Below are 24,280 nucleotides of genomic sequence, written 5' to 3'. Positions count from 1 at the left end.
GGCTGCTTGCGAGGATGACCTATCCTCGGCGGCGCTGGTGGCCGGTGGCGGCGCGGTTCTGGTGTGCGGAAAACGGCAGCCGATGCCGCGAGCGGCGCACGGCAGGCCGTTTGAGCGCGGTTGCGTGAGCCGAAGCACGCGACGAGAACGTCAGCGCGTTTCGATCCGTATCCCGATATTGTCCATGATGTTGGCGCCGGGGCGCTAAAACCCGCCCGCGAGGGTCGCGCGGCGGCGCCCATTCTCTTGATTTAGGCGCTTAAGTCAAGGCTTGGCGGGATCGAGACGGCCTGATCGTGGCGCGAAGGCCGAGTCGCCGCTAAACCTTGCGTTGGCTGGCGTGCTCACGACCGGGTCGAACCGACGTGCATGCAAGCTGGCGTATGGCGTGTCTTGGTCGCTTGCGACGTTTGCGCCTGGCCCTCGCGCCGGCCGATGCAGTTTCGCGAGACGAGACAACAGCCCGCGCTCAAGCCTTCACATCGAAGCCCGCGAGATAACCGGCCGTATCGCCGCCATCCCAAACGCGTCCATCGCACAAGGTCGCTTTCCGATACTCGTCCGGCACACTTGCGCCTGCCGCCAGCGCCGCCTCGCGATACAACGCCGTTTGGTTCACTGCCGACGCGATGGCGGCATCGTCGTGTTCATCGGAAAGCATGCCCCAGCGCCGATACTGCGTGACAAACCACGAGCCATCCGACACGCGCGGAAAGTTCACCGCGCCATTGTCGAAGAAGCGCACGGGAAGCGCGCGCGCGTCGCCGCCATCGGCAGCAGCCAGCCGGCTTTCGATGAGCGCCGCCGGGACGCCAAGCAACTCCGCCGAAGCCAGCGCCCGCGAAATCTCCACGCGATGCTCGCGCGCGTCGAGCCACGCGCATGCGTCGAGCAGCGTACGCACCAGCGCCCGCGCGCTATTCGGATACAGCGCGACGAAATCGCGCCGGCACGCAAGGACCTTCTCCGGATGATCCGGCCAGACTTCGCTCGTGTACGCAACCGTGCGTCCCACGCCGCGCGCTTCGGCCACCGCATGCCACGGCTCGCCCGCGCAGAAGCCGTCGAGCATGCCTTCGGCCATCGCATCGGCCATGCGCGGCGGCGGAATCACGACGCTTTGCACGTCACGCAGCGGATGCACGCCATTCGCCGCCAGCCAGTAATACAGCCACATCGCATGCGTGCCGGTCGGGAAAGTCTGCGCAAGCACGGGCGGGCGGTCGAGCGACGCCAGCGCATCTTTCACGCTCGCGCCATTCCGAATGGCATCGGCGAGCGGGTTTGAAAAGGTGATCGCCTGACCGTTGCGGTTGAGGACCATCAGGACGCCCATGTCCGCCTGCGGCCCGCCGATGCCCAGTTGCACGCCATACACGAGCCCATATAGCGCGTGCGCGGCGTCGATCTCGCCGGAAAGCAGCTTGTCGCGCACGGCGGCCCACGAAGGCTGACGGCACAGTTCGATACGGATGCCATGGCGCCGCCCCATCTCGTGGATGGCCGCGACGGCAAGCGGCGCGGCGTCGCTCAACGCGACGAAGCCGAGCCGCAAATGCGTGCGTTCGGGCAACGCGGACGGGGATGTATTCGTTTCGGGCAAGTTCATGGTCTGTGCAATGTGCTCGGTCAGGGCAGCAAATCCGCGACCGAGAGAAGCTGGCGCGCGATCTCCGCGACTTTCACGCCCTGGTCCATCGCGCGTTTGCGCAGCATGGCGTAGGCGTCGTTCTCGGACAGGCCGCGGCGATCCATCAGCAGCCGCTTCGCGCGGTCGATGATCTTGCGCTCCGCAAGCTCGTTCTCCACTTGCGCGAGCCGCTGCCGCAACTGCGCCTCGTGTGCGAAGCGAGCAAGCGCGACTTCGATGATCGGTGCGAGCCGCGCGGGCGCGAGCCCTTCCACGGAATACGCTGTCACGCCCGCGCCGACGGCGGCGCGAATGAACTGCTGATCGGCGTCGTTGCTGAACATGAGCACGGGACGCGGCGCGGCCTTGTTCATCACCGCGAGCTGTTCGAGTGTGTCGCGCGAAGGCGAATCGGTATCGATGATGACGACATCCGGCTTCTGGCTCTCCACGGCCGCATGCAGCGCGGAAGGCGCGGCGACCTCGGCGAGCATGTCGTAACCGAGACGCGCCAGCTGCTCGCGCAAGTCGCCGATGGGCTTGGCGGTGTCGGTGACGAGCAAGACGCGCAACATGGATGGAGCAGGGGTCATGCGGGAAAAGGTCGGAACGAAGGCATACGCGATACCTTCGACTCTAACGTGCGCCAGGCCGCTTGAGAACCTGGCCGAATGGCATAGGCAATACGGCGTGCGAATGTGCGCGACCAACGTCTTTCGTTGCGACGAACGCGCGGATTCAACGTTGCATCGCGAGCTATTCGTTCAAGCGGCATGCGCGAGACCTTGCCTGGAATGGCACGCGAATTCGACGGCTTCGCCTATCGCGCCGCCAATCAGAATGACGGCGGGGCTGCCGAGTCCGGCGGCGGTGGCTTCGGCGGCGAGCCGATCGAGCGTGGTGACGAGGCGCTTCTCATCGGGCGATCCCGCGTGCTGCACGACCGCGGCCGGTGTATCGGCACGCAGCGCCAGTAGCAACGCCTGAGCGATGCTCGCAATGCGGCTCATGCCCATGTAGATGGCGAGCGTCGTGCCGGTGGCGGCGAGCGCGGCCCAGTCCGGTTGACTGTGATCCTGCATGTGCGCCGTGACGAAGGTCACGCCCTGACAATGATCCCGATGCGTCAGCGAAATGCCGAGCCCCGCTGCCGCCGCGAATCCCGACGACACGCCGTTCACGATATCCACGGCAATGCCTGCATGGCGTAGCGCCGAGATTTCCTCGCCCGCGCGGCCGAACAGCAGCGCATCGCCGCCCTTTACGCGCACCACGTGCAGGCCCTTTCTCGCATAACGCTGCATCAGACGTTCGATGAACGCCTGCGGTGTCGACCGGCAACCGCCGCGCTTGCCGACGCGAATCACGCGCGCGCTGGGCGCAAGCGTGGCGATCTCTGGATTGGCGAGGTCGTCGAGCATGAGGATGTCGGCGGCGGCGAGCGCCTTGGCCGCGCGCAAGGTCAGCAGGTCGAGATCGCCGGGACCCGCGCTCAGGAGGGTGACTTTGCCTTCAACGTGATTCATCGTGTTCTCTTTCGGCTCGGGGCGAGATGACTCGCCTGTATCGGTGGGGCGCATCGGCGCGGCGGGACGAAATGCAAAAAGCGTCCGCCCGTGTCGTTGCACGAGGGGACGCCGTTGTCCTTGGGCCTTGGTCGATGCACGCATCGGTCGATGTATGCATGCTTTGCGCTGCTGCCAGCGCCGTTGCCGGCAGCGCTTCGAGCAATGCAATAAGCGGGCCATTTGCGCCGGGAACGCGCTTGCGTAGATGTCGCAAGGGCTTGCGCCTCGACGCGCGCATCACGTCGCACCGCGAGGAGGCACTGTCGATGTGCAGCCGGCACCCGAACAGCGCGCGCATGCCTCGATGCGTTGCCAAACGCATGGCGTCCCACGTTCATTCGCACGATTAACCAGACGGTTCAAAAATAAGCGACGTTCGCACGCCATCAGTGCTGCGCCGCACCAGCGATGTGCCCGCGCGCATCAAAACGCGACGCAGAGCAAATGCGCGTTGCCGGTGCAGGATCGCTCGAACGCTTATTCCTCATGGTTGTGAGCTGCATGCGTTCAACATGGCATATCCCTTGCCTTATGTCCCGCCATCGGATCAACGGCGATCCGTCCTGATTACAGCGCCCGGCAGGTTAAAGCCATGCGGGCATCGGACAACGGCGTCCCCCGCATCGGCTTTCCGGCTGATGCGCGGGACGCCTTTCTTTTTTGGCGGAAAGACGATGGACAAAGCCACCCGGATCGATCTCTTCAGCATGCGCACGGCGCCGATGCGCGCCTTCCATCTCACATGGATGGCGTTCTTCGTATGCTTCTTCGCATGGTTCGCTTGCGCGCCGCTGATGCCGCTCATCAAGCGCGAATACGGCCTCTCCAACGACCAGGTCGCCAACCTCAATATCGCGGCCGTGGCCGTGACCATTCTCGTGCGTCTGATCGTGGGCCCGATGTGCGACCGCTTCGGCCCGCGCAAGGTCTATAGCGCGCTGTTGCTCGCAGGCGCGGTGCCGGTGTTCGGCGCGGCGCTTTCCACGGGCTACGACAGCTTCCTGTGGTGTCGTCTTGCCATCGGTGCAATCGGTGCGAGCTTCGTCATCACGCAATACCACACGTCGGTGATGTTCGCGCCGAACGTCGTCGGCACCGCGAACGCCACGACCGCGGGCTGGGGCAACGCAGGCGCAGGCGCGGCGCAAGCTCTCGTGCCGATGCTGGTTGCCGCCGCGATCGCGTTGGGCGCAGGCGCGGCATCGTCGTGGCGCATCGCGCTGATCGTGCCGGGTATCGCCATGCCTGTGATGGCGTACTTTTACTGGCGCTATACGCAAGACTGTCCGCAAGGCAACTTCACGCAACTGCGCGAACTGGGCGTTGCCATCGACGGCGGCAAGAAGGGCGGCTGGCAGAGTTTCGTGACCGCATGCTCGAACTATCGCGTGTGGATGCTTTTCGTGACCTACGGCGCGTGCTTCGGCGTGGAAGTGTTCATCCACAACATGGCGGCCGTGTATTACGTCGATCACTTCAAGCTCTCGCTCGGCGCGGCAGGACTGGCGGCAGGCAGCTTCGGTCTGCTCGCGCTCTTTGCCCGCGCGCTCGGCGGCTGGCTTTCCGATAAAGCGGCCGCGCGCCGCAGCCTCGATATTCGCGCGACCTTGCTGTTCGTACTGATCGCGGGCGAAGGCATCGGTCTTTATGCGTTCGCGCATGCCGAAGGCGTCGCGCTCGCCATCGTATCGATGCTCATCTTCGGTCTCTTCACGCATATGGCTTGCGGCGCGACCTACGCGCTCGTGCCGTTCATCGACCGCAAGGCGCTGGGCGGCGTGGCTGGCGTGATCGGCGCGGGCGGCAACGTCGGCGCGGTCGCGGCGGGCTTCCTCATGAAAGGCGTGGGCAATGCGCAAGCCACGCTCTCGATGCTCGGCGTGATGGTCGGAGGCGCTGCACTGTGCGCGCTGGCCGTGCGCTTTACCCCGGAACACAAGGCACGCGAAGCCGCGTTGCGTGAAAGCGCGCTCGCGGGCAACAACCGTGTAGCTGGTTAAGTCATCACTCAGGCAGAGTCCCCATGAAAATCGTCGTCATCGGCCACGGCATGGTCGGCCACAAGTTCCTCGAATGTCTCGCCGAAAGCGGGCATGACACGCTGCAAGTCACCGTGCTCTGCGAAGAACCGCGCGCGGCCTATGATCGCGTTCATCTGACCGAATTCTTTTCGGGTAAGTCGGCCGATGAGCTTTCGCTCGTGCAGGAAGGCTTCTTCGATCGCTCGGGCTATGCGCTTCAGCTCAATGCGAAAGCCGTCGCGATCGATCGCGCGGCGCGTACCGTGACGGCATCCACGGGCGAAGTGCTGCCCTATGACAAGCTGGTGCTCGCAACGGGTTCGTATCCGTTCGTGCCGCCCGTCGAAGGCAAGGAGCGCGCGGGATGCTTCGTGTATCGCACGATAGAAGATCTCGAAGCGATGCGTGCCTTCGGTGCGAAATCGAAAGTCGGTACGGTCGTCGGCGGCGGTTTGCTTGGTCTCGAAGCGGCGAAGGCGTTGCGCGATCTCGGGCTCATCACGCATGTCGTCGAATTCGCGCCGCGTCTGATGGCCGTGCAAGTGGACGACGGCGGCGGACGCGTGCTGCGCAGCAAGATCGAGGAACTGGGCGTGACGGTGCACACGGGCCGCAACACGCTTGCCATCGTCGACGGCGAGGGTGCTGCGAATCGCATGAATTTTGCCGATGGCGCGCATCTCGATACCGACATGATCGTGTTCTCCGCGGGCATTCGTCCGCGTGACGATATCGCGCGTGCGGCCGGTCTCGAGATCGGGCCGCGCGGTGGCATCGTGATCGACGACGCATGCCGCACGAGCGATGCGGATATCTACGCCATCGGCGAATGCGCGCTGTGGCAAGGGCAGTTGTTCGGCCTCGTCGCGCCGGGTTACGACATGGCGCGCATCGTCGCGAAGCAGGTCATTGGCGCGGACGACGCCATGTTCGCGGGCGCGGACATGAGCACCAAGCTCAAGCTGATGGGCGTGGACGTGGCGAGTATCGGCGACGCACATGGCAAGACGCCGGGCAGCCGCTCGTATCAGTTCAGCGACGAGCGCAAGCAGATCTACAAGAAGCTGGTCGTGTCGGATTGCGGCAAGTTCCTGCTGGGCGGCGTGATGGTTGGCGACGCCACTGAATACGGCACGCTTTTGCAGATGATGCTCAACAAGATCGAGCTGCCGGAAGCACCCGAATTCCTGATCTTGCCGCAAAGCGACGGCAAGGCGAAGCCCGGCCTCGGCGTCGAAGCCTTGCCCGATGCCGCGCAAATCTGTTCGTGCAACAACGTGAGCAAGGCGGAAATCTGCGCGGCGGTGTGCGCGGGCGCGACGAGCATCGGCGCGTTGAAGAGCGCATGCAAGGCGGGCGCATCGTGTGGCGGCTGCGTGCCGCTCGTCACGCAGGTGCTGAAGAGCGAGATGAAGCGCCAGGGGCTCGCGGTCAACAACCATATCTGCGAACACTTCCCGTATTCGCGCCAGGAGCTTTATCACATGGCGCGCGTGGAAGGACATCGCACGTTCGGCTCGATGCTCGCGAAGCATGGCAAGGGTCTGGGCTGCGATATCTGCAAGCCTGCCGTGGCCAGCATTCTCGCTTCGTGCTGGAACGAGTTCGTGCTGAAAAAGGAGCATGCGGGCCTGCAGGATTCGAACGACTACTACCTCGCCAACATTCAACGCGATGGCACGTATTCCGTCGTTCCGCGCATGCCGGGCGGCGAAGTCACGCCCGATGGTTTGATCGCGGTCGGACAAGTAGCGAAGAAGTACGGGCTCTATACGAAGATCACGGGCGGCCAGCGCGTCGACATGTTCGGGGCGCGCGTGGAGCAGTTGCCCTTCATCTGGGAAGAGCTGATCGCCGCGGGCTTCGAATCGGGACATGCCTATGGCAAGTCGCTGCGCACGGTGAAGTCGTGCGTCGGTTCGACATGGTGCCGCTATGGTGTCGGCGATTCGGTCGGTCTCGCCATCGCGCTGGAAAACCGCTACAAGGGGCTGCGCACGCCGCACAAGATCAAGTTCGGCGTCTCGGGTTGCACACGCGAATGCGCGGAAGCGCAGGGCAAGGATATCGGCGTCATCGCGACGGAGAAGGGCTGGAACCTCTACGTCTGCGGCAACGGCGGCATGAAGCCGCGTCATGCCGAACTGCTCGCATCCGATCTCGACGAAGTCACGCTCATTCGCTACGTCGACCGCTTCCTGATGTTCTACGTGCGTACGGCGGACCGCCTGCAACGCACGAGCGTGTGGCGCGACAACCTCGAAGGCGGCCTCGATTATCTCGTCGATATCGTCGTGAACGACAAGCTCGAACTCGCCGCCGAACTCGAAGCGGAGATGCAACTCGTCGTCGATACGTACGAAGACGAATGGAAGAAGGCCGTCACCGACCCCGAAACGCGCAAGCGCTTCCGTCACTTCGTCAACAGCGACAAGAGCGACGAGAACGTGACCTTCGTGGAAGAGCGCGGCCAGATTCGTCCCGCGACGCCCGAGGAACGCAAGCTGAAGCTGATCGACATTCCTGTCGTCGTCGAAACCGTTTGAGCGCTGGAGACCACCATGAATGACCGCATTGAACAGGACTGGACCGAGATCTGCGCACTCGATGACATCGTGCCCGACACCGGCGTCTGTGCGCTTTTCAAGGGCGCGCAGGTGGCCGTGTTTCATGTGGCGGGCGACGAGCAGAGCGTCTTCGCCATCGACAACTTCGATCCGCATTCGCAGGCGGCGGTGCTCTCGCGCGGTATCGTCGGCAGCTTGGGCGAGCGCATTGTCGTGGCATCGCCGATCTACAAGCAGCACTTCGATCTGCGTACCGGCGAATGCCTCGAAGCGCCGGAGCGCTCCGTGACCGCGTATCGCGCACGCGTGGCGGGCGGCAAAGTGTGGATTGCCGCATGAAGACGGAATATGCGGTTGCGGCTGGCGCGGCCGATGTACCGATGGTGCAGGCGCGTCAGCGTCTCGTCGTGATCGGCAACGGCATGGCGGGCATGCGCACGGTCGAGGAATTGCTGAAGATCGCGCCCGAGCTGTACGACATCACCGTGTTCGGCGCCGAGCCTTACGGCAACTACAACCGCATTCTGCTTTCGCCCGTGCTTGCAGGCGAGAAAAGCGTGGACGACATCATCCTCAATACGCGCGAATGGTATCGAGCCAATGACATCACGCTGCATGCAGGCGACGCCGTGGTCGGAATCGATCGCGTGCGGCGCATCGTGCGCTCGGCAAGCGGTATCGAGGCGCGCTACGACCGACTTCTGATAGCGACGGGTTCGAAGCCTTTCATCATTCCCGTGCCGGGTTGCGATCTTCCGGGCGTGATCGCGTTTCGCGACATTCAAGACGTGGAAAAGATGCTGGCGGCATCGCGCGATCATCGTCACGCGGTGGTGATCGGCGGCGGCTTGCTCGGTCTCGAAGCGGCCAACGGTTTGCAACGTCAGGGCATGTCGGTGACGGTCGTGCATTCGAGCGAAAGCCTGATGGACCGTCAACTCGATGCGAGCGCGTCCACGTTGCTCAAGCGTTCGCTGGAAGCCAAGGGTCTGCGTTTCGCGATGGCCGCGAAGACGACGGAGATCGTGGGCGATGAACGCGTGACGGCGGTGCGTTTTGCCGATGGCCGCGAGATCGAAGCCGATCTCGTCGTGATGACCGCGGGCGTGCGTCCCAACATCGCGCTCGCGAAGGAAGCGGGACTGCACTGCGAGCGCGCGATCGTCGTCGACGACACCTTGCAGACTTACGATCCGCGCGTCTATGCAGTGGGCGAATGCGTGCAGCATCGCTCGGCTACGTTCGGTCTCGTGGCGCCGATCTGGGATCAGGCGCGTGTGGCCGGCGCGCATCTCGCGGGCGCGGGACATCGCCGCTATGTGCAGCGCGCGACCGCGACCAAGCTGAAAGTCACGGGCGTCGACCTTTACTCGGCGGGCGATTTCATCGGCGACGATTCGTCCGAAGACCTCGTGTTGCGAGATCCGCGTCGCGGCGTCTACAAGCGTCTCGTGTTGCAGGCGGGCTGTGTGATCGGCGCGGTGCTGTATGGCGACGTGAAAGACGGCGCATGGTATTTCGAGCTGATTCAGAACCGCACGGATGTCTCGCATCTGCGCGGACGTTTGTTGTTCGGCAAGACGCTTTGCGAAGCGCAAGCATAGATATGAACGCGAGAATCCCCATCATTCCGGTTCAGGCCGCTGCCGTTCGCACGACCTGTCCTTATTGCGGCGTGGGTTGCGGCGTAGTGGCGACACCGCGCACGGCTATCGACGTGGCGATTGCTGGCGACGAAACGCATCCGGCCAACTTCGGCCGCTTGTGCGTGAAAGGCTCGGCACTCGGCGACACGGTGAGCCTCGAAGGACGTCTGCTCAAACCGAAGCTGCGCGACGGTCAAACCGGCGCGCTCGCCGATGTCTCCTGGAGCGATGCCATCGGCACGGTGGCGAGCGGATTCGCTCGCATCATCGACCGACACGGTCCGGATGCGGTCGCCTTCTACGTATCGGGGCAATTGCTCACGGAAGACTATTACGTCGCCAACAAGCTGATGAAGGGCTATATCGGCAGCGCGAACATCGATACGAACTCGCGGCTTTGCATGTCGTCGTCGGTGGCGGGACACAAGCGCGCGTTCGGCGAAGACCTCGTGCCGCTGAATTACGAAGACCTCGAACTCGCCGATACCATCGTGCTCGTCGGATCGAATACGGCATGGTGTCATCCAATCCTGTTTCAGCGCATCGTGAAGATGAAGGAAGCGCGGCCAGACGTGAAGATCGTCGTGATCGACCCGCGCCACACGGCAACGTGCGAGATGGCCGATCTGCATCTGCCGCTCAAGCCCGGCAGCGATGTGCGGCTGTTCAACGGCCTGTTCGCGTTTCTGGCGGAGCATGGCGCATCCGATTCCGCTTTCGTCGATGCACACACCAACGGCTTCGATGCCGCGCTCGCGGCAGCAGGACCGTCCGATCTCGCGCAGACCGCGAAGGACTGCAAGCTCGACGCGCACGACTTGATGACCTTCTATCGGCTCTTTGCGCGCACCGAACGCGTGGTGACGGTTTATTCGCAAGGCGTGAATCAATCGAGCGCGGGGACGGACAAAGTCAACAGCATCATCAACTGTCATCTGTTGACAGGACGCATTGGCAAGCCAGGCATGGGACCGTTTTCCTTCACGGGACAACCGAACGCGATGGGCGGGCGCGAAGTGGGCGGCCTTGCCAACACGCTGGCGGCGCATCTCGAACTCGATAGTCCGTTGCATCGCGAGATCGTGCAGACGTTCTGGGCGTCGCCTGCGATTCCCGAACGCGCCGGATTGAAGGCCGTCGATCTGTTCGACGCCATCGAAGCCGGCCGCGTGAAAGCAGTGTGGATCATGGGCACGAATCCGGTCGTGAGTCTGCCGGACGGCGACCGCGTGAAGCGCGCGCTTGCAAAGTGCGAACTGGTGGTGAGCTCGGACATCATCGAGCATACGGATACCAACGCTTGCGCCGATGTGTTGCTGCCCGCGCTCGGCTGGGGTGAGAAGGACGGCACCGTGACCAACTCGGAGCGCCGTATCTCGCGGCAGCGCGCATTTCTGCCGGCCCCGGGCGAAGCGCGCGCCGACTGGCGGATCATGTGCGATGTCGCGCGTCGCATGGGCTTTGCGGGCTTCGACTTCCAGGCGCCGCATGAAATTTTCGATGAACACGCGCGTTTGAGCGCATATCGCAACGACACGGAGACGGGCGTTTATCGCGCATTCGATATCGGCGGACTAACGCAACTCGGAGAGCACGACTACGACCTGCTTGAACCCGTGCAATGGCCGCTGCGCTCGAAAGACGACACCGGCAGCGCGCGACTCTTCGAGGAACGACGCTTCAGTCATGCCGATGGGCGCGCGCGTTTCATCGCGACGCCGCCGCGCGATCCGGTCAACGCGCCCGATGCCGACTATCCGCTCATTCTCAACACGGGCCGCGTGCGCGATCAATGGCACACGATGACGCGCACCGGGCGTTCGGCGAAGCTCGCCGGGCATATCAGCGAATCGTTCATCGACATGCATCCGCAGGACGCGCTTGCATACGGCGTGCGCGAAGGAGAGCTCGCGCGCGTGACGAGCCGCTGGGGTTCGATGATCGCGCGCGTTCAATTCGGCGGCGGCATGTCGCGCGGCAGCGTATTCGTGCCGATCCACTGGAACGATCAGGTTGCCTCGGATGCGCGCGTCGGCGCGGTGGTGAATCCGGTCGTCGATCCGGTATCGGGCGAGCCCGAGTTCAAGCACACGCCTGTGTCGATCGAGCAATTCCACGTGACATGGCACGGCTTCGCGCTTTCGCGACGCGCGCCCGCGCTCGATTCCGTCACGCACTGGACGCGCGTGCACGGCGCGCGTTTCGTGCGCCATGAACTGGCAGGACGCAATCGTTTCGATGCCGCGCATGACGATCATCACGACTGGGCGCGCGCGCTCTTTCGCATTGACGATCCGCATGCGGACTGGATCGAATACGAGGACAAAAGTGCGGGCGTGTATCGCGCGGCGCATGTGGTGAACGATCGCATCGAGAGTTGCGTGTTCGTTTCCGAGCGCCCCGACTTGCCTGCGCGCGCTTGGCTTGCGAGTCTCTTCGATAAAGAGCGTCTCGACGATGAAGACCGCGCGAGCCTTTTGCTCGGCCAGCCGATAGGCAAGGGCGAGGACACAGGACCGACAGTCTGCTCGTGCTTCGGCGTCGGGCGCAATACGATCTGCAAGGCGATTCAGGACAAGGGTCTGAAGACGGCCGCGGAGGTCACCGCTTGCGTGAAGGCCGGCGGCAACTGCGGATCGTGCGTGCCGGAGTTGAAGAAGCTGATCGTCGAAACGGAGATGGCTCGGTTGAGCACGGTTTGATTTGTCATTGACGGCTGCGGCAAGAAGCGGGCGCCTCGGCGCCCGCTTTTACTTCATGCCGTCTTACAATAAGCGCCCTGTGAGCGCTGTCGAACCAAACATCTGATGAATCAGCGCGATTTCAGCGCATATGTTGGTTCGCCCGCCAATTCCTTTCGCGATTCTCCTTACAGTCCTTTCCCACAGGCGCATCGACAAAAATGAGCGTCAGCGGGCATCGTCGAATGGCTATAGGGATTGAAACGAAGGCGCGGTTATTTCGGATGGCGAATAAATTTCTTGCGGACGCTTCCACGCTATAGGGCACACGAAGCGAAGCTTGCCGCCATTGCAATAGCCATTGCCATTGCCATTGCCGCGACGAAACCGACGTCGCAAACCGCTCAGTAACACCGTTGGAACTCCGGAGGCAACCAGGCAAGGTGGCGTTTCTGGAGCATGGAGATGTGCTTCACAGCCGTCTCTTCTTTTTGGGTTGGCTCGGATGTGGATACATCGGAAGGGCCAACCCTTTTTTTTGACATCGCGGGAAAGCACCGCGAGAACAATCAGCCCGTGGAATGCCGCTCCGAAAGGCCCATCGCAATGCGCGCCTGCTGCGCATGCTCGGCGGATAACGGCGCCCCGGCCGATGCCCCGCCTTCGCTCATGGGCCGATGCTCATTGCCGAATCGCGCCACCGAGAACGCGAATGTGTTGATGCCCTTGGCACTCGTCGCCGATACCGTGCCGCGATGCATTTCCGCCACGGCCTTCACGATAGCCAGTCCCAGCCCGTGATTCTCCCGGCTGTTGGTGCGCGAGCTTTCGGCGCGATAGAAACGATCGAACAGATGCTCCATGACAGGCGGCGCGATCTGCTCGCCGGGATTAGCCACCGCGATCCGCACGCGCCCATGCTCGCGCGCGATGTTGACCGAGATAGTCGCGCCCGGCGCGCAATGCTGAATGGCGTTCATCACGAGATTGGAAAGCGCGCGGCCGAATAGCGACGTGTTGACGAAGGCGCGTGCATCGCCGCTTGCCGTCGCGCGCACTTGCGCTTCTTCGAGCGGTATCTCCAGAAACTCCAGCGTGCGGCTCACTTCCGCCGCGAGCGACACTTCGACGAGTCCCGTTGCGCGTTCGCCCTGATCGGCACGCGCGAGGAACAGCATGTCGTTGATGATCGCGCGCACGCGCTCGAACTCTTCGAGATTCGACTGCAACGTATGACGCAATTCTTCGATCGGCCGGTCGCGCGTGAGTGCCACTTCCGTCTGGCCGATGAGAATGGTGACGGGCGTGCGCAACTCGTGCGCGACATCCGCATTGAACGATTCGAGCCGTCCATACGCGTGATCGAGCCGTTCTAGCGCGCCGTTGAATGACTTCGCGAGGTCTTCGAGTTCAAAGGGCAACGAGCGCGTGTTGAGCCGCTGCGAGCGATTGTTCGGGCTTACGTTCTGCGCGTCGCGTGTCAGACGCGTCAAGGGCGCAAGGCCCAGTCGCGCCACCGAATAGCTTAGGAACAACACGGCGACCGTGGCGAGCGCCGTCAATGCGGCAAGCGCAAGCCCGAAGGCGCGCATGGTCCGCACGTTCGGCGAACAGTCCACGGCCACGAAAAGCTGCAACGGCGGACGGTCCATATACGGCGGAATGGTCAGCGTGGTCATGAGCATTTCATACGCGCGGCCTTCGGGCTGGAAGTGCCCGTAATGGTCCTGCACGCGCTTGATCTGATCGCGCAAGGGCGGTGCGCCGTAGTTATAAAGGCCGTCGTTGCTGGCCACGGCGAACATCGTGGAGCCGTCACGCGGCGTGATGTCCGCGAGCTTCTCCTTGGCCATCTTCCACTTGTCGGGGTTCGATACGTGCGAGACGATCAGCCGTGCGATCTCCGCGCGATTGTCGAGCGAGTCGCGCAGATGCTGTTCGAGCTGCACACGCAGCACGAGAAAAAGCCCGGTGCCCACGAGCGCGAACACGAACAACGCGACGACCGCGAACATGACCGCAAGCCGCCGCGCAATGGATCGCTGCGAGCGCGGTTCGCCGTCGCCGGATTTGGCCCACTGCACGTTCATGATGTTCTCGCGTCTTCCCTGGTTTCCCGCGTGTCGCGTGCTTCGCGCACTTCGAGCACGTAGCCCATGCCGCGCACGGTATGCAGGAGTTTGGTGCGAAACGGCCCGTCGAGCTTGGCACGCAGCCGCTTGATGGCGGTTTCCACCACGTTGGTATGACTTTCGAAATCTACTTCCCAGACGAGTTCGGTGATGGCCGTCTTCGACAGGATATCTCCATGACGGCGCGCGAGCACGCTCAGCAGCTGAAATTCCTTCGCGGTGAGATCGAGGCGCACGCCGTCACGCGTGGCGCGTCTGCCGATCAGATCGACGTAAAGATCGCCCACGGAAATGAGCGTGGATTCCTGCGCGCGCGTGCGCCGTGCGAGCGCGTGCAGTCGCTCGACGAGTTCGAGAAACGAAAAAGGCTTGGTGAGATAGTCGTCCGCGCCCTCGCGCAGACCGCGCACACGGTCATTGATATGATCGCGCGCCGTGAGCATGATGACCGGCGTCGACTTCTGCAGACGCAGCGCCTTCAGCACCGCGAAGCCATCGCGGCGCGGCAGCATGACATCGAGCACGACCACGTCGTAATCGTATTCGATGGCCAGATGCGTGCCTTCCTCGCCGTCCATCGCCACATCGACGACCCAACCTTGCTCGGTCAGTCCGGAGCGCAGGTAATCGACTACCTTGTGTTCGTCTTCCACTATCAGGACTTTCATGCCTGCCTCTTCAAGGGGTTTGCTTACCGCTCGCTTGCTTATTGTTATAGGTGATTACTATACGATCCTCACGTCTAACATGCTTGCATCGAACCGCCATTCAACGCGATGATTCCTTGACGCTCTGATTCGATGCACCCTGTTCCTGCGCCGCGTCATGCACGTCCCATCCGCCGCCCAGCGCCTTGACGAGCGCGACAGACGTGGTGTGTTGCTGGCCACGTATCTGCACATCCTGGCGCTCGCTCGTGAGCAATTGCTGCTGTGCGGTGATCACGTCGAGATAAGCGACGAGGCCGCCGGAATATCGATCATTGGCAAGCGAAAGCAGACGCTGCGAGTCGACCACGGCTGCATGCGATTGCTTCGCCGCGCCATCCAGCACCGATAACCCGACGATACCGTCCTGTACCTGCTGGAACGCGCCGAGAACGGTCTGACGATAATTCGCCTCAGCCGCCACGTAGCCTTCGCTCGCGAAGTCGACGGCAGCGGAACGCCGGCCGCCATCGAACACGACCTGGCTCGCCATGGTGCCGATGGTCCACAAGAGGCTTGGCGCGGAGATGAGACTCGAGAACGCGGTGCTCTCCCAGCCGACGTTACCGTTCAAGGTCAGGCTCGGAAAGAATGCAGCCTTCGCGACGCCGATCTGCGCATTCGCCGACGCCATCGAACGCTCCGCCGATGCCACATCCGGCCGGCGTTGCAGCACGTCACTCGGCAGGCCGAGCGGTATCGACGGCACCGGACGATCCTTGATGTCCGCCGCGATGGAGAACTGCGGCGCGGGCGTGCCGACGAGCGCCGCAATGGCGTGTTCGTATTGCGCGCGCTGGTTCAGCAGCAGTTGCGCCTGCACGCGTGTCGAGTCGAGTTGCGACTGCTGTTGCAGCACGTCGAGACCGGATACCGCGCCCAGATCGTGCTGCGAGGTCACGTAATCGAGCGCTTTCTTTTGCAGCCCCACGGAGCGATTCAGCACGTCGATCTCGGCATCGAGTTCGCGCATCGAGAAATAGCTGCTCGCGAGTTCCGTGGTGAGAACGAGCCGCGCGTTGGCGAGGTCGTCGCGCGATTGTTCCGCCGTTGCCTGTGCGCCTTCCACTTCGCGGCGAATGCGTCCGAACAGATCGAGGTCATAGCTCACGGAAGGCGCGAGCTTGATGTCGTTCTGAACCGTGCTCATGACCGGCGTGTTGTAGCTCGTGACCGGACGATTCTTCGAAACGCGCAGACGGTCGGCCTGTGCGCCGAGATCCACCTCGGGCAGCGCGAGCGATGAGGTTTGCGCGAGCGTTGCGCGGGCCTGTTCGTAATGCGCGACGGCGGCCGCGAGCGTCTGATTCTGTGCGAGTGCTTGCGTCTCCAGCGTGTTCAGCGTGGCGTCGTCATAGCTCGTCCACCAGTCGAGCGCGAGCGGCGCGTGCGAAGGTTCGCCGACTCGCCAGTACGAGTCGGTTTGCCAGTCGGGCGGCGTCTCGGCGACGGGGCGCTTGTAATCGGGGCCGACGGTGCACGCCGCGAGCATCGTCAACATGCCGATGGCAACGATGCCTCTCATGACGCGGCCTTCTGATTCGGAGTCTGCGGATCGTGCTGATTCTGCTGCTTCTGCGGCTGGACCACGACATGATCGCCGTCCGCAATGGAATCGCTCGGATTGATGATGATCTTGTCGGTCGGCTCGATACCGCTCTCGAGTTCGAGCGACTGCCCGAGATCCTGCGCGATCACGATCTTGTTCAGATGCACATGGCCGTTCGAGTCGACCACCGCGACGCGCGGTCCTTCCGCACGGAAGAGCAACGCATTGCCCGGCACGAGCAGGCGTGCATGGACGACGGCTGGCACCGCGACCTGCACATAGGCGCCGGGACGCAGGCGCTGATCGGCGTTGGGCAGCGTGACTTCGACTTGCAGCGAACGCGTGGGCACGTCGATCGCGCCGGAGATATGCGTGATCTTGCCGTGGAACTGCTGATCGGGAAGCTCGGCCTGCATCACGATCACCGACTGACCGACCGACACGTTCTGCGCATACGCCTGCGGCAACTGCACGAACACGCGCAGCGGGTCTGACTGCGCGAGCGCAAAGAGCGCGCGGCTCGCGCCACTGCCCGCGTCGATGAGATCGCCGACATCGACGTTGCGCTGCGTGACCACGCCTGCAAACGGCGCGACGATGCGCTTGAACGATTCGAGCTGACGCAGACGCTTCACGTTGGCGTCCGCGGCGGCGAGATTGGCCACGTCCTGGTTATACGTGCTCTGACGTTCGTCGAGTTCCTGCTGCGAGACGGCATCGCGCTGACGCAGTTGTTGCCAGCGTTGCAGCGAGCTTTTCGCAAGGCCCAGGCTCGATGCTGTCTGATCGCGTTGCGCGACCGCCTGCGCGAGCTCCTGATCGATTTCAGGGGTATCGAGATCGGCGAGCAACTGGCCTTGCTTCACGCGTGTGCCGATATCCGCATACCAGTGCAGCAGATAACCCGTCGCGCGCGCATAAATCGGCGATTCGACGAAGCCGCGCAGCGTACCCGGCAAGGTCGTGTTGCCGCCGCCATCGGTCTGCGTCGGCGCGACCACGTTGACGTATTGCTGGGCGTTCTGTTGCGTGCGCGTGACGACCGAGCGGTTGTGGATCATGTCGCTGATCACGGTGCGCGCCGCGCCGAGCGCGAGCAGCGCAAGCACGATCACGAGCGCGATCTTCGCGCGTTTCCATTCGACATGGCGCGGTGGCAGCGCGGGTCCTTCATTCGGATCACGCGCGGGAATCGCGAGCGAGGCGTGGTTCTTTTCAGTCATGTTCGTCGGAGTGCCTGGATTGAATTCAGTGCTGCGTGTTCGTGTCGTCGGACTGCGCTTCGCCGTGCGGTTTATGGCCTTTGCGTTCCGCGCGTTTAGCAAGGCGCGCGTGAATACCCGCGAAGACGAGCGGCACGAAGAACAGCGTGGAAACCGTGGCAAACAGCAAGCCGCCGATCACCGCGCGGCCGAGCGGCGCGTTCTGTTCGGCGCCTTCGCCGAGACCGAGCGCCATTGGAATCATGCCGATGATCATCGCGAAGGCCGTCATCAGCACCGGGCGAATACGGCTTGCGCCTGCTTCGAGCGCGGAGGCGAGCGGCGGCACGCCCGCTGTCAGACGTTGCCGCGCGAACGACACCATCAAGATACTGTTGGCGGTGGCGACGCCCATCGTCATGATCGCGCCCGTGAGTGCGGGCACGGACAGATGCGTGCCGGTGAGAAACAGCATCCAGACGATACCCGCGAGCGCCGCCGGCAACGCGCTCACGATGATGAGCGGATCGACCCACGACTGGAAGTTGACGACGATAAGCAAATACACCAGCACGATCGCCATGGCCACGCCAACGCCCAGCCCGAAGAACGATGTACGCATGGTCTCGACCTGACCACGCACGTTGATCTGCGTGCCGCGCGGAAGCGTGCGGCGCGCTTCATCGACGAGATGATTCACCTGACGCGCCACGCTGCCGAGATCGTTTCCTTCCACGCTCACGAAGAGATCGATCACGGGACGGATGTTGTAGTGCGAGACTTCCGCGAACTGATTCTGCGGCGAGACACGCACGAGGTTGCCGAGCAATTGCGTCGGTCCCGTGAGCGAGGCAGACACAGGCGTGCGCAAGAGTTCGTCGACCGATGAAACCTGATACTGCGGCGTCTGTACCGCGAGGTTGTATTCCACGCCATTCTTCGGGTTGAACCAGAATCCCGGCGACGTTTGCGAGCTGCCCGATAGTGAAACGAGCACGTTCTGCGCGACATTGCTTGCCGAGAGATTGAGCTGCTGCAGACGCGTGCGGTCCATCGTCAGGTTGATGACGGGTTCGTCGAGCTTCTGCTGGATGTGCGTATCCACGTTGCCGGGAATCATGCGGATCTGCTTCATCAGCTTGGCCGCGACCTGAAAGTTAGCTTGCTGATTCTGGCCTTGAATCTGCACGTCTACGGCGGCGGGCAAGCCGAAGTTCAGAATCTGCGTGACGATATCCGCGGGCTGAAAGAAGAACTCCACGCCGGGGAATTTCTGCGGCAAGAGCGCGCGCAGTTCGTCGATATATTTTTCGGTCGGCGCGTGATCTTCCTTCAACGCCACCTGTATCTCGCCGTCGAGCGTACCGATGGTGCCCGAGTTGCTGTACGAGAGATTGATACCGCTATAGGGCAGGCCGAGATTGTCGAGGATGGTATCGAGCTCATCGGCGGGCACGACCTGACGCACGACCTTCTCGACTTCATCGGCGAGGCGCGCGGTTTCCTCGATACGCGTGCCCGTCGGCGCACGCATGTGCATGCGGATGTCGCCGGCGTCGACCGTGGGAAAGAAGTCCTGGCCGAGCACGAACACCAGCGCGGTGGAGATGAGACAGAAGCCGAGAAAGAGCGAACCGTAGAGCCGCCGCTTCACGAGCAGGCTGCTCAGAATCACGATGTATGCGGCGCGCATGCGCTCGAAGCCGTGATCGAACCGGCGATGCAGCCGCATGAAGAGATTCGGCTTCTTCTTGGCATCGGGTGCATGCGCGTGGCCCATCAGCAGCATGGCGAGCGTCGGCACGAGCGTCCGAGAAAGAATGTACGACGCGATCATGGCGAACACCACGGCTTCCGCGAGCGGCACGAACAGGAACTTCGCCACGCCGGTCAGGAAGAACATCGGCACGAACACAATACAAATACACAACGTCGAGACGAGCGCGGGCACGGCAATTTCGCCCGCGCCTTCGAGAATCGCTTCGTGCAGATCGGTGCCCATGTGCAGATGGCGTTCGATGTTCTCGATGGTGACGGTGGCGTCGTCGACGAGAATGCCCACCGCGAGCGCGAGCCCGCCCAAGGTCATGATGTTGATGGTTTGCCCGAGCGCATGCAGCACGATCAACGACGAGAGAATGGACAACGGAATCGAGATCGCGATGATGCAGGTGCTGCGCCAGTTGCCGAGGAAGAGCAGGATCATGGCGGCCGTGAGCGCGGCGGCGATCAGCGCTTCGCGCACCACGCCCTGCACGGCGGCTTTCACGAACACCGATTGATCGAAGAGCGCGGTGATCTTGATGTCTTCCGACAACGACGAACGCGCTTGCGGCAAGAGACCCTTCAACGTGTTGACGATGGAAAGCGTCGATGAATCGCCGTTCTTCAGCACCGAGATCAGCACGCCGCGCCGGCCATCCTGACGCACGACGTTAGTCTGCGGCGAGAAGCCATCGCGCACGTGCGCCACTTCACGCAGATAAGTCGTCGCGCCGTTCACGGTTCGCACGGGCAGGTCGTTGAGACCTTCCACGGTGGTCGGTGAACCGTTCATGTTGATGGTGAATTCCTTCGGCCCGATCTTCGCCGTGCCGGTCGGCAGAATCAGGTTCTGCGCGTTGACGGCGCTGACCACATCGGTTGGCGTCAGGCCTTTGGCGAGCAGTGCGCGTGTGTCGAGGTCGATGGAGATGAGACGCGACTTCCCGCCATACGGATACGGCACCGATGCGCCCGGAATGGTCACGAGCTGTGGGCGCAGGAAGTTGAGCGCCGTATCGTTGAGCGACTGCTCCGACTCCTTGGGACTCGACAATCCAAGCTGGATCACCGGAATGCTCGACGCTGAATAACTGATGACGAGCGGCGGCGTTGCGCCGGGTGGCATCTGCTTGAGCTGCGCCTGTTCGACGGCCACCGTCTGCGCGATCGCCGTCTGAATGTTCGCGGTCGGCTGCAAAAACAGCTTGATGATGGCGATACCCGGCAACGACTGCGACTCGATATGCTCGATGTTGTTGACGGTGGTCGTGAGACTGCGTTCGTTCACGGACGTGATGCGGTTGGCCATGTCCTCGGACGAGAGACCCGTGTACGTCCAGATGATGCTGACAACCGGAATGTTGATCTCCGGAAGTACGTCCACCGGCGTCGTCAGAATGACGAATGGCGTGGCCAGCAGGATCATGATGGCCATTACGATGAACGTATAAGGCCGCTTCAGCGCTACGTTGACAATCCACATTGAGGCGTTCGGAAGAGCGAGGGAGGGACGCAGGTGCTTTCACGCGCGGGACGAGTCTCGAAGGCGGGTCGGTGAGCCGCCTTCGGTGCCCTATGGTAGTGGCAGCGTACCAACGAGATAATGACGCGAAAATGGCTATTTCGTCATCTTGCGTGAAATGAAAGGCGTGCGTAATCCTAAGCGCTCGAAAGGAAAGCCGGCAGCGCGCACTGGAAGGTGAACGTAATCGGAAAGTACGTCGATGCATTGCGCGAAGGGCAATGCGAGTACCGCAGTGAGACGGCGCGGGATCGCTTCAATTCAGCGGCAGCCGCGCTGGCCTCGTTCGGAATGGCGTGACTGTTGAATGACGTTATTGCGGAGTCTGGCCGAGCGGCGTGGTCGTCATGGTCGGTTGTCCCGACGCCGACGAGCCTTCCGACGATGCGCCATACGACGGGTTCGAGACCTTCTGTTCGGCGGCCTGGATATCGTTCGGGTAAAACGCATCGCGCTCCGACGGGTTGTAGCCGGCTTGTTCGACCTTGACGAGATCCTGTCTGACCTGTGCACGGGTGAGTCCTTCGCTTTGAGCAAAGGCGGCAAGTGGCGCTGCGGCCAACGTAACGATAGCGATGCGAGCGAGTAGTTTCATGGCGAACTCCCTGAAAAGTTAAGGACGATTCGCGGCGTGCGGTTTCGTGGTTTCGAGCGACATGAAGCTCGTTACACCCACCACCGCCACGGCACCGATTCTATGTCTCGCACCGTGACGAGATGCTGGCGGTCAAATGGCGCTTTGGTCAGATTGAAGCATGCGCTGTCACAAACGTTTTCGCCTGTGGCGGCGAGCGCCCGATGATAGACTCGCGAGCTTCGAGCGTCCTGTAAGACAAAGGCATGGTTCGTTTCAGTGACGCTCGCTTTCGTTCAAACATCTTTCGTTTAAACATCGACACCGGGACCGTCAATTGCCGTTCAAGCTGCCGACCACGGCCACCGCGCCATTCTGTCCGTCTGAAGTCAAAGGCTCCGTCGCCGTCGCGCCTGGCGCGTCGTCCTGGAAAAAGCTGCTGCAGTTCGCGGGGCCGGGGCTGCTCATCTCCATCGGTTATATGGACCCGGGCAATTGGGCCACCGATATCGAAGCCGGATCGCGCTATGGCTACGACCTGCTTTTCGTGGTCGTGCTTTCGAGCCTTGCGGCGATGGTGCTGCAATGTCTGTCGATGCGCCTCGGCATTGTCACCGGACGCGATCTCGCGCAGCTATCACGCGAACGCTACGCAAAGCCCGTCGCTCATGCGCAATGGGCGCTCGCCGAACTCTCGATCATCGCGTGCGATCTCGCCGAAGTGCTCGGCGGTGCGCTCGCGTTTCACTTGCTGTTTGGCTGCTCGCTGATGTGGGGCGTGATCTTCACCGCGTTCGATACGCTCATCGTGCTCGGTCTCAAGGGCAAGAACTTTCGCGATCTCGAAGCCATCATGCTGGGTTTGATTGCGACCATCGGGCTTGGTTATATTGTCGAACTCGTGCTCGTGAAGCCGCATTGGGCTTCGGTCGCCGCAGGTCTCGTGCCTTCGATCAGCCTCTTCTCGCAGCGCGAGCCGCTGTATCTCGCCATCGGCATTCTCGGCGCAACCGTGATGCCGCATAACCTCTATCTGCATTCGTCGATCGTGCAAACGCGCGTGGTTCAGCGCGATAAGAAGAGCCTGGCGTCGGCCATCGGCTTGTCACGCATCGACACTATCGTCGCGCTCGTGCTTGCGTTGCTCATCAACGCGGCAATTCTGATTCTCGCGGCATCGGCGTTTCATGCGACAGGGCATACGCAAGTCACCGAGATCGAAGATGCCTACAAGCTGCTGGCGCCTATCGTCGGCACCGGGCTGGCCGCGGTTCTCTTCGCGGTGACGCTATTCGCTTCGGGACAAAGCTCGACGTTTACCGGCACCATCGCGGGCCAGGTCATCATGGAAGGCTTCCTGCACTTGAAGATTCCGTGCTATCAGCGGCGTTTCATCACGCGTGCGCTCGCGCTCGTGCCCGCGCTGATCGGCGTGTATGCGATGGGCAACGGCGCGGTCGGCAAGCTGCTGGTCGCGAGTCAGGTCGTGCTGAGCCTGCAATTGCCGTTTGCATTGTGGCCGCTCATTCGCATGACGAGCGATCGCACGCTGATGGGCGAGTTCGCCAATGCCATGACCACGAAGCTGCTGGCGTGGCTCTTGTTCGTCGTGATCAGCGTGGCGAATGTGTGGCTCGTCGTGCAGACCGTGAGCGACTGGCTTTCCTGAGCGCATAAAAGAAAGCGCCATGCACGCGTGATTCGTGCATGGCGCATCTGTCGATGAAGGCTGGAGCTTACTTGACCACCGCTGCCGGTGCGGTCGATTTCGCCGCCACGGCCGCCGGAATCGCGGTTTCGGGAGGCAAGGTCTGATCCACCGTCGTGCGGCCGCCATCGCGGAAGAATGCCTGTTCCGCAGCCTTGTTCAGCACGAGAATACTGATACGGCGGTTGGTCGGTTCGTCGGCAACGTCCTTATTGAGCGGCAGTGCATCGGCGAGACCGCGCACCTGAAGAATCTTGCTTTCCTTCATGCCGCCGCTGACCAGCGCCCGGCGCGCGGAGTTGGCACGCTCGCTCGACAGCTCCCAGTTCGAGTAGCCCGTCTGATTGCCGGAGTAGGGCACGGCGTCCGTGTGACCGGCGATAGACACGCGGTTATCGACGTCATTCAACGACGCGCCGATATTCGTGAGAATCGTCGTCACGTAGCTTTCGAGCTTGAAGCTGCCCGACGCGAACATGGGCCGCTTGAGCGAATCGACAATCTCGATACGCAAGCCTTCGCTCGTGATCGCGATCCGAATCTGATCCTTGAACGCTTTCAATGCAGGCGTCTGTTCGATCAGCGCTTGCAGCTTCTGCTTCAGTTGCTGCAGGCGCTGCATGTCGTCCGCGGCGACGGCGGCACGCGCGATTTGCGGCGGCACCGGCTGAGTCTGGCTCTTCTTGCCTTCGCCGGGACGCGTGCTCGACAAATCGCGTCCGCCGCCTGGAATCACGCTCGTGTGCGCGGATGCGCCGCCGTCGTTGCCGAAGAGCGCGGAGAGCGGTGTGTTGAAGTAGTCCTCGATGCCTTCCTTGTCGTACTTCGACGTGGAGCCCAGCAGCCACATCAAGAGAAAGAAGGCCATCATCGCGGTGACGAAGTCGGCGTAGGCAATCTTCCATGCGCCGCCATGATGACCGTGTCCGTGCGCCTTCTTCTTGCGGCGCACGATGATGGTCGGCGCGAGCACGGATTGCAGCGGATCGCGTGAAGGTTTCTCAGCCAT

Annotated in this window: 16 protein-coding genes; 6 read left to right on the top strand and 10 right to left on the bottom strand. The window is 62.5% G+C overall.

Features of this window, described 5'->3' with window-relative positions; genetic code table 11:
- Positions 1–469 precede the first annotated feature (469 nt).
- The 3 genes from LDZ28_RS18665 to cobA form a co-directional block, all read right to left on the bottom strand.
- Positions 470–1,609, bottom strand: coding sequence for a CmpA/NrtA family ABC transporter substrate-binding protein (locus tag LDZ28_RS18665; protein ID WP_244828506.1), 1,140 nt, complete (start codon positions 1,607–1,609; stop codon positions 470–472).
- A gap of 20 nt (positions 1,610–1,629) precedes the next feature.
- Positions 1,630–2,205: an ANTAR domain-containing response regulator gene (locus LDZ28_RS18660; protein WP_244829714.1), complete on the bottom strand. Its 576-nt coding sequence runs from the start codon at positions 2,203–2,205 to the stop codon at positions 1,630–1,632.
- Between the two features lie 189 nt (positions 2,206–2,394).
- The gene (gene cobA / locus LDZ28_RS18655) at positions 2,395–3,156 is read right to left on the bottom strand and encodes a uroporphyrinogen-III C-methyltransferase (protein ID WP_244828504.1); all 762 of its coding nucleotides are present in this window, start codon (positions 3,154–3,156) and stop codon (positions 2,395–2,397) included.
- A gap of 716 nt (positions 3,157–3,872) precedes the next feature.
- On the opposite strand from cobA, the gene LDZ28_RS18650 reads away from it, so the two are divergent.
- From LDZ28_RS18650 to LDZ28_RS18630, 5 genes are read left to right on the top strand one after another with little or no spacing between them, the layout of a single operon-like run.
- Positions 3,873–5,198 (top strand): MFS transporter, encoded by a 1,326-nt coding sequence (locus tag LDZ28_RS18650; RefSeq protein ID WP_244828502.1) that lies wholly within the window; start codon positions 3,873–3,875, stop codon positions 5,196–5,198.
- A 23-nt stretch (positions 5,199–5,221) separates the two neighbouring features.
- Positions 5,222–7,765, top strand: a complete 2,544-nt coding sequence (nirB, locus tag LDZ28_RS18645) for a nitrite reductase large subunit NirB (RefSeq protein ID WP_244828500.1) — start codon at positions 5,222–5,224, stop codon at positions 7,763–7,765.
- A gap of 15 nt (positions 7,766–7,780) precedes the next feature.
- Positions 7,781–8,125 carry a nitrite reductase small subunit NirD gene (nirD, locus tag LDZ28_RS18640; RefSeq protein WP_244828499.1) on the top strand — a complete coding sequence of 115 codons (345 nt, stop codon included), beginning with the start codon at positions 7,781–7,783 and terminating at the stop codon, positions 8,123–8,125.
- Positions 8,122–9,390: an NAD(P)/FAD-dependent oxidoreductase gene (locus LDZ28_RS18635; RefSeq protein WP_244828496.1), complete on the top strand. Its 1,269-nt coding sequence runs from the start codon at positions 8,122–8,124 to the stop codon at positions 9,388–9,390. The genes nirD and LDZ28_RS18635 overlap by 4 nt, the downstream gene beginning before the upstream one ends.
- A 2-nt stretch (positions 9,391–9,392) precedes the next feature.
- On the top strand, positions 9,393–12,134 hold the full coding sequence (locus LDZ28_RS18630) for a nitrate reductase (protein ID WP_244828495.1): 2,742 nt from the start codon (positions 9,393–9,395) through the stop codon (positions 12,132–12,134).
- 548 nt (positions 12,135–12,682) lie between these two features.
- Here the strand turns inward: LDZ28_RS18630 and LDZ28_RS18625 are convergent.
- The 6 genes from LDZ28_RS18625 to LDZ28_RS18600 form a co-directional block, all read right to left on the bottom strand.
- Entirely contained in the window at positions 12,683–14,203 is a 1,521-nt protein-coding gene (locus LDZ28_RS18625) for a heavy metal sensor histidine kinase (RefSeq protein ID WP_244828493.1), read from the bottom strand.
- Positions 14,200–14,913 (bottom strand): heavy metal response regulator transcription factor, encoded by a 714-nt coding sequence (locus LDZ28_RS18620; RefSeq protein WP_244828488.1) that lies wholly within the window; start codon positions 14,911–14,913, stop codon positions 14,200–14,202. The genes LDZ28_RS18625 and LDZ28_RS18620 overlap by 4 nt, the downstream gene beginning before the upstream one ends.
- A 100-nt stretch (positions 14,914–15,013) precedes the next feature.
- The gene (locus LDZ28_RS18615) at positions 15,014–16,477 is read right to left on the bottom strand and encodes an efflux transporter outer membrane subunit (RefSeq protein WP_244828487.1); all 1,464 of its coding nucleotides are present in this window, start codon (positions 16,475–16,477) and stop codon (positions 15,014–15,016) included.
- Positions 16,474–17,724 (bottom strand): efflux RND transporter periplasmic adaptor subunit, encoded by a 1,251-nt coding sequence (locus LDZ28_RS18610; RefSeq protein WP_244828485.1) that lies wholly within the window; start codon positions 17,722–17,724, stop codon positions 16,474–16,476. The genes LDZ28_RS18615 and LDZ28_RS18610 overlap by 4 nt, the downstream gene beginning before the upstream one ends.
- Positions 17,725–17,749: 25 nt before the next feature.
- The gene (locus tag LDZ28_RS18605) at positions 17,750–20,950 is read right to left on the bottom strand and encodes an efflux RND transporter permease subunit (protein ID WP_244828484.1); all 3,201 of its coding nucleotides are present in this window, start codon (positions 20,948–20,950) and stop codon (positions 17,750–17,752) included.
- Between the two features lie 352 nt (positions 20,951–21,302).
- Positions 21,303–21,584, bottom strand: coding sequence for a DUF4148 domain-containing protein (locus LDZ28_RS18600; RefSeq protein ID WP_244828483.1), 282 nt, complete (start codon positions 21,582–21,584; stop codon positions 21,303–21,305).
- Positions 21,585–21,900: 316 nt separating this feature from the next.
- Here LDZ28_RS18600 and LDZ28_RS18595 point away from each other — a divergent pair, with 316 nt between their 5' ends.
- Positions 21,901–23,232 carry an Nramp family divalent metal transporter gene (locus tag LDZ28_RS18595; RefSeq protein WP_244828481.1) on the top strand — a complete coding sequence of 444 codons (1,332 nt, stop codon included), beginning with the start codon at positions 21,901–21,903 and terminating at the stop codon, positions 23,230–23,232.
- A 67-nt stretch (positions 23,233–23,299) separates the two neighbouring features.
- Here LDZ28_RS18595 and motB read toward each other — a convergent pair whose 3' ends face one another.
- On the bottom strand, positions 23,300–24,280 hold the full coding sequence (motB, locus tag LDZ28_RS18590; protein WP_244828478.1) for a flagellar motor protein MotB: 981 nt from the start codon (positions 24,278–24,280) through the stop codon (positions 23,300–23,302).

The sequence above is a fragment of the Caballeronia sp. TF1N1 genome, assembly GCF_022878925.1.
GTDB lineage: Bacteria > Pseudomonadota > Gammaproteobacteria > Burkholderiales > Burkholderiaceae > Caballeronia.
Note: the sequence above shows the minus strand (reverse complement) of the source record. Positions and strands in the feature narration are given on the sequence as shown.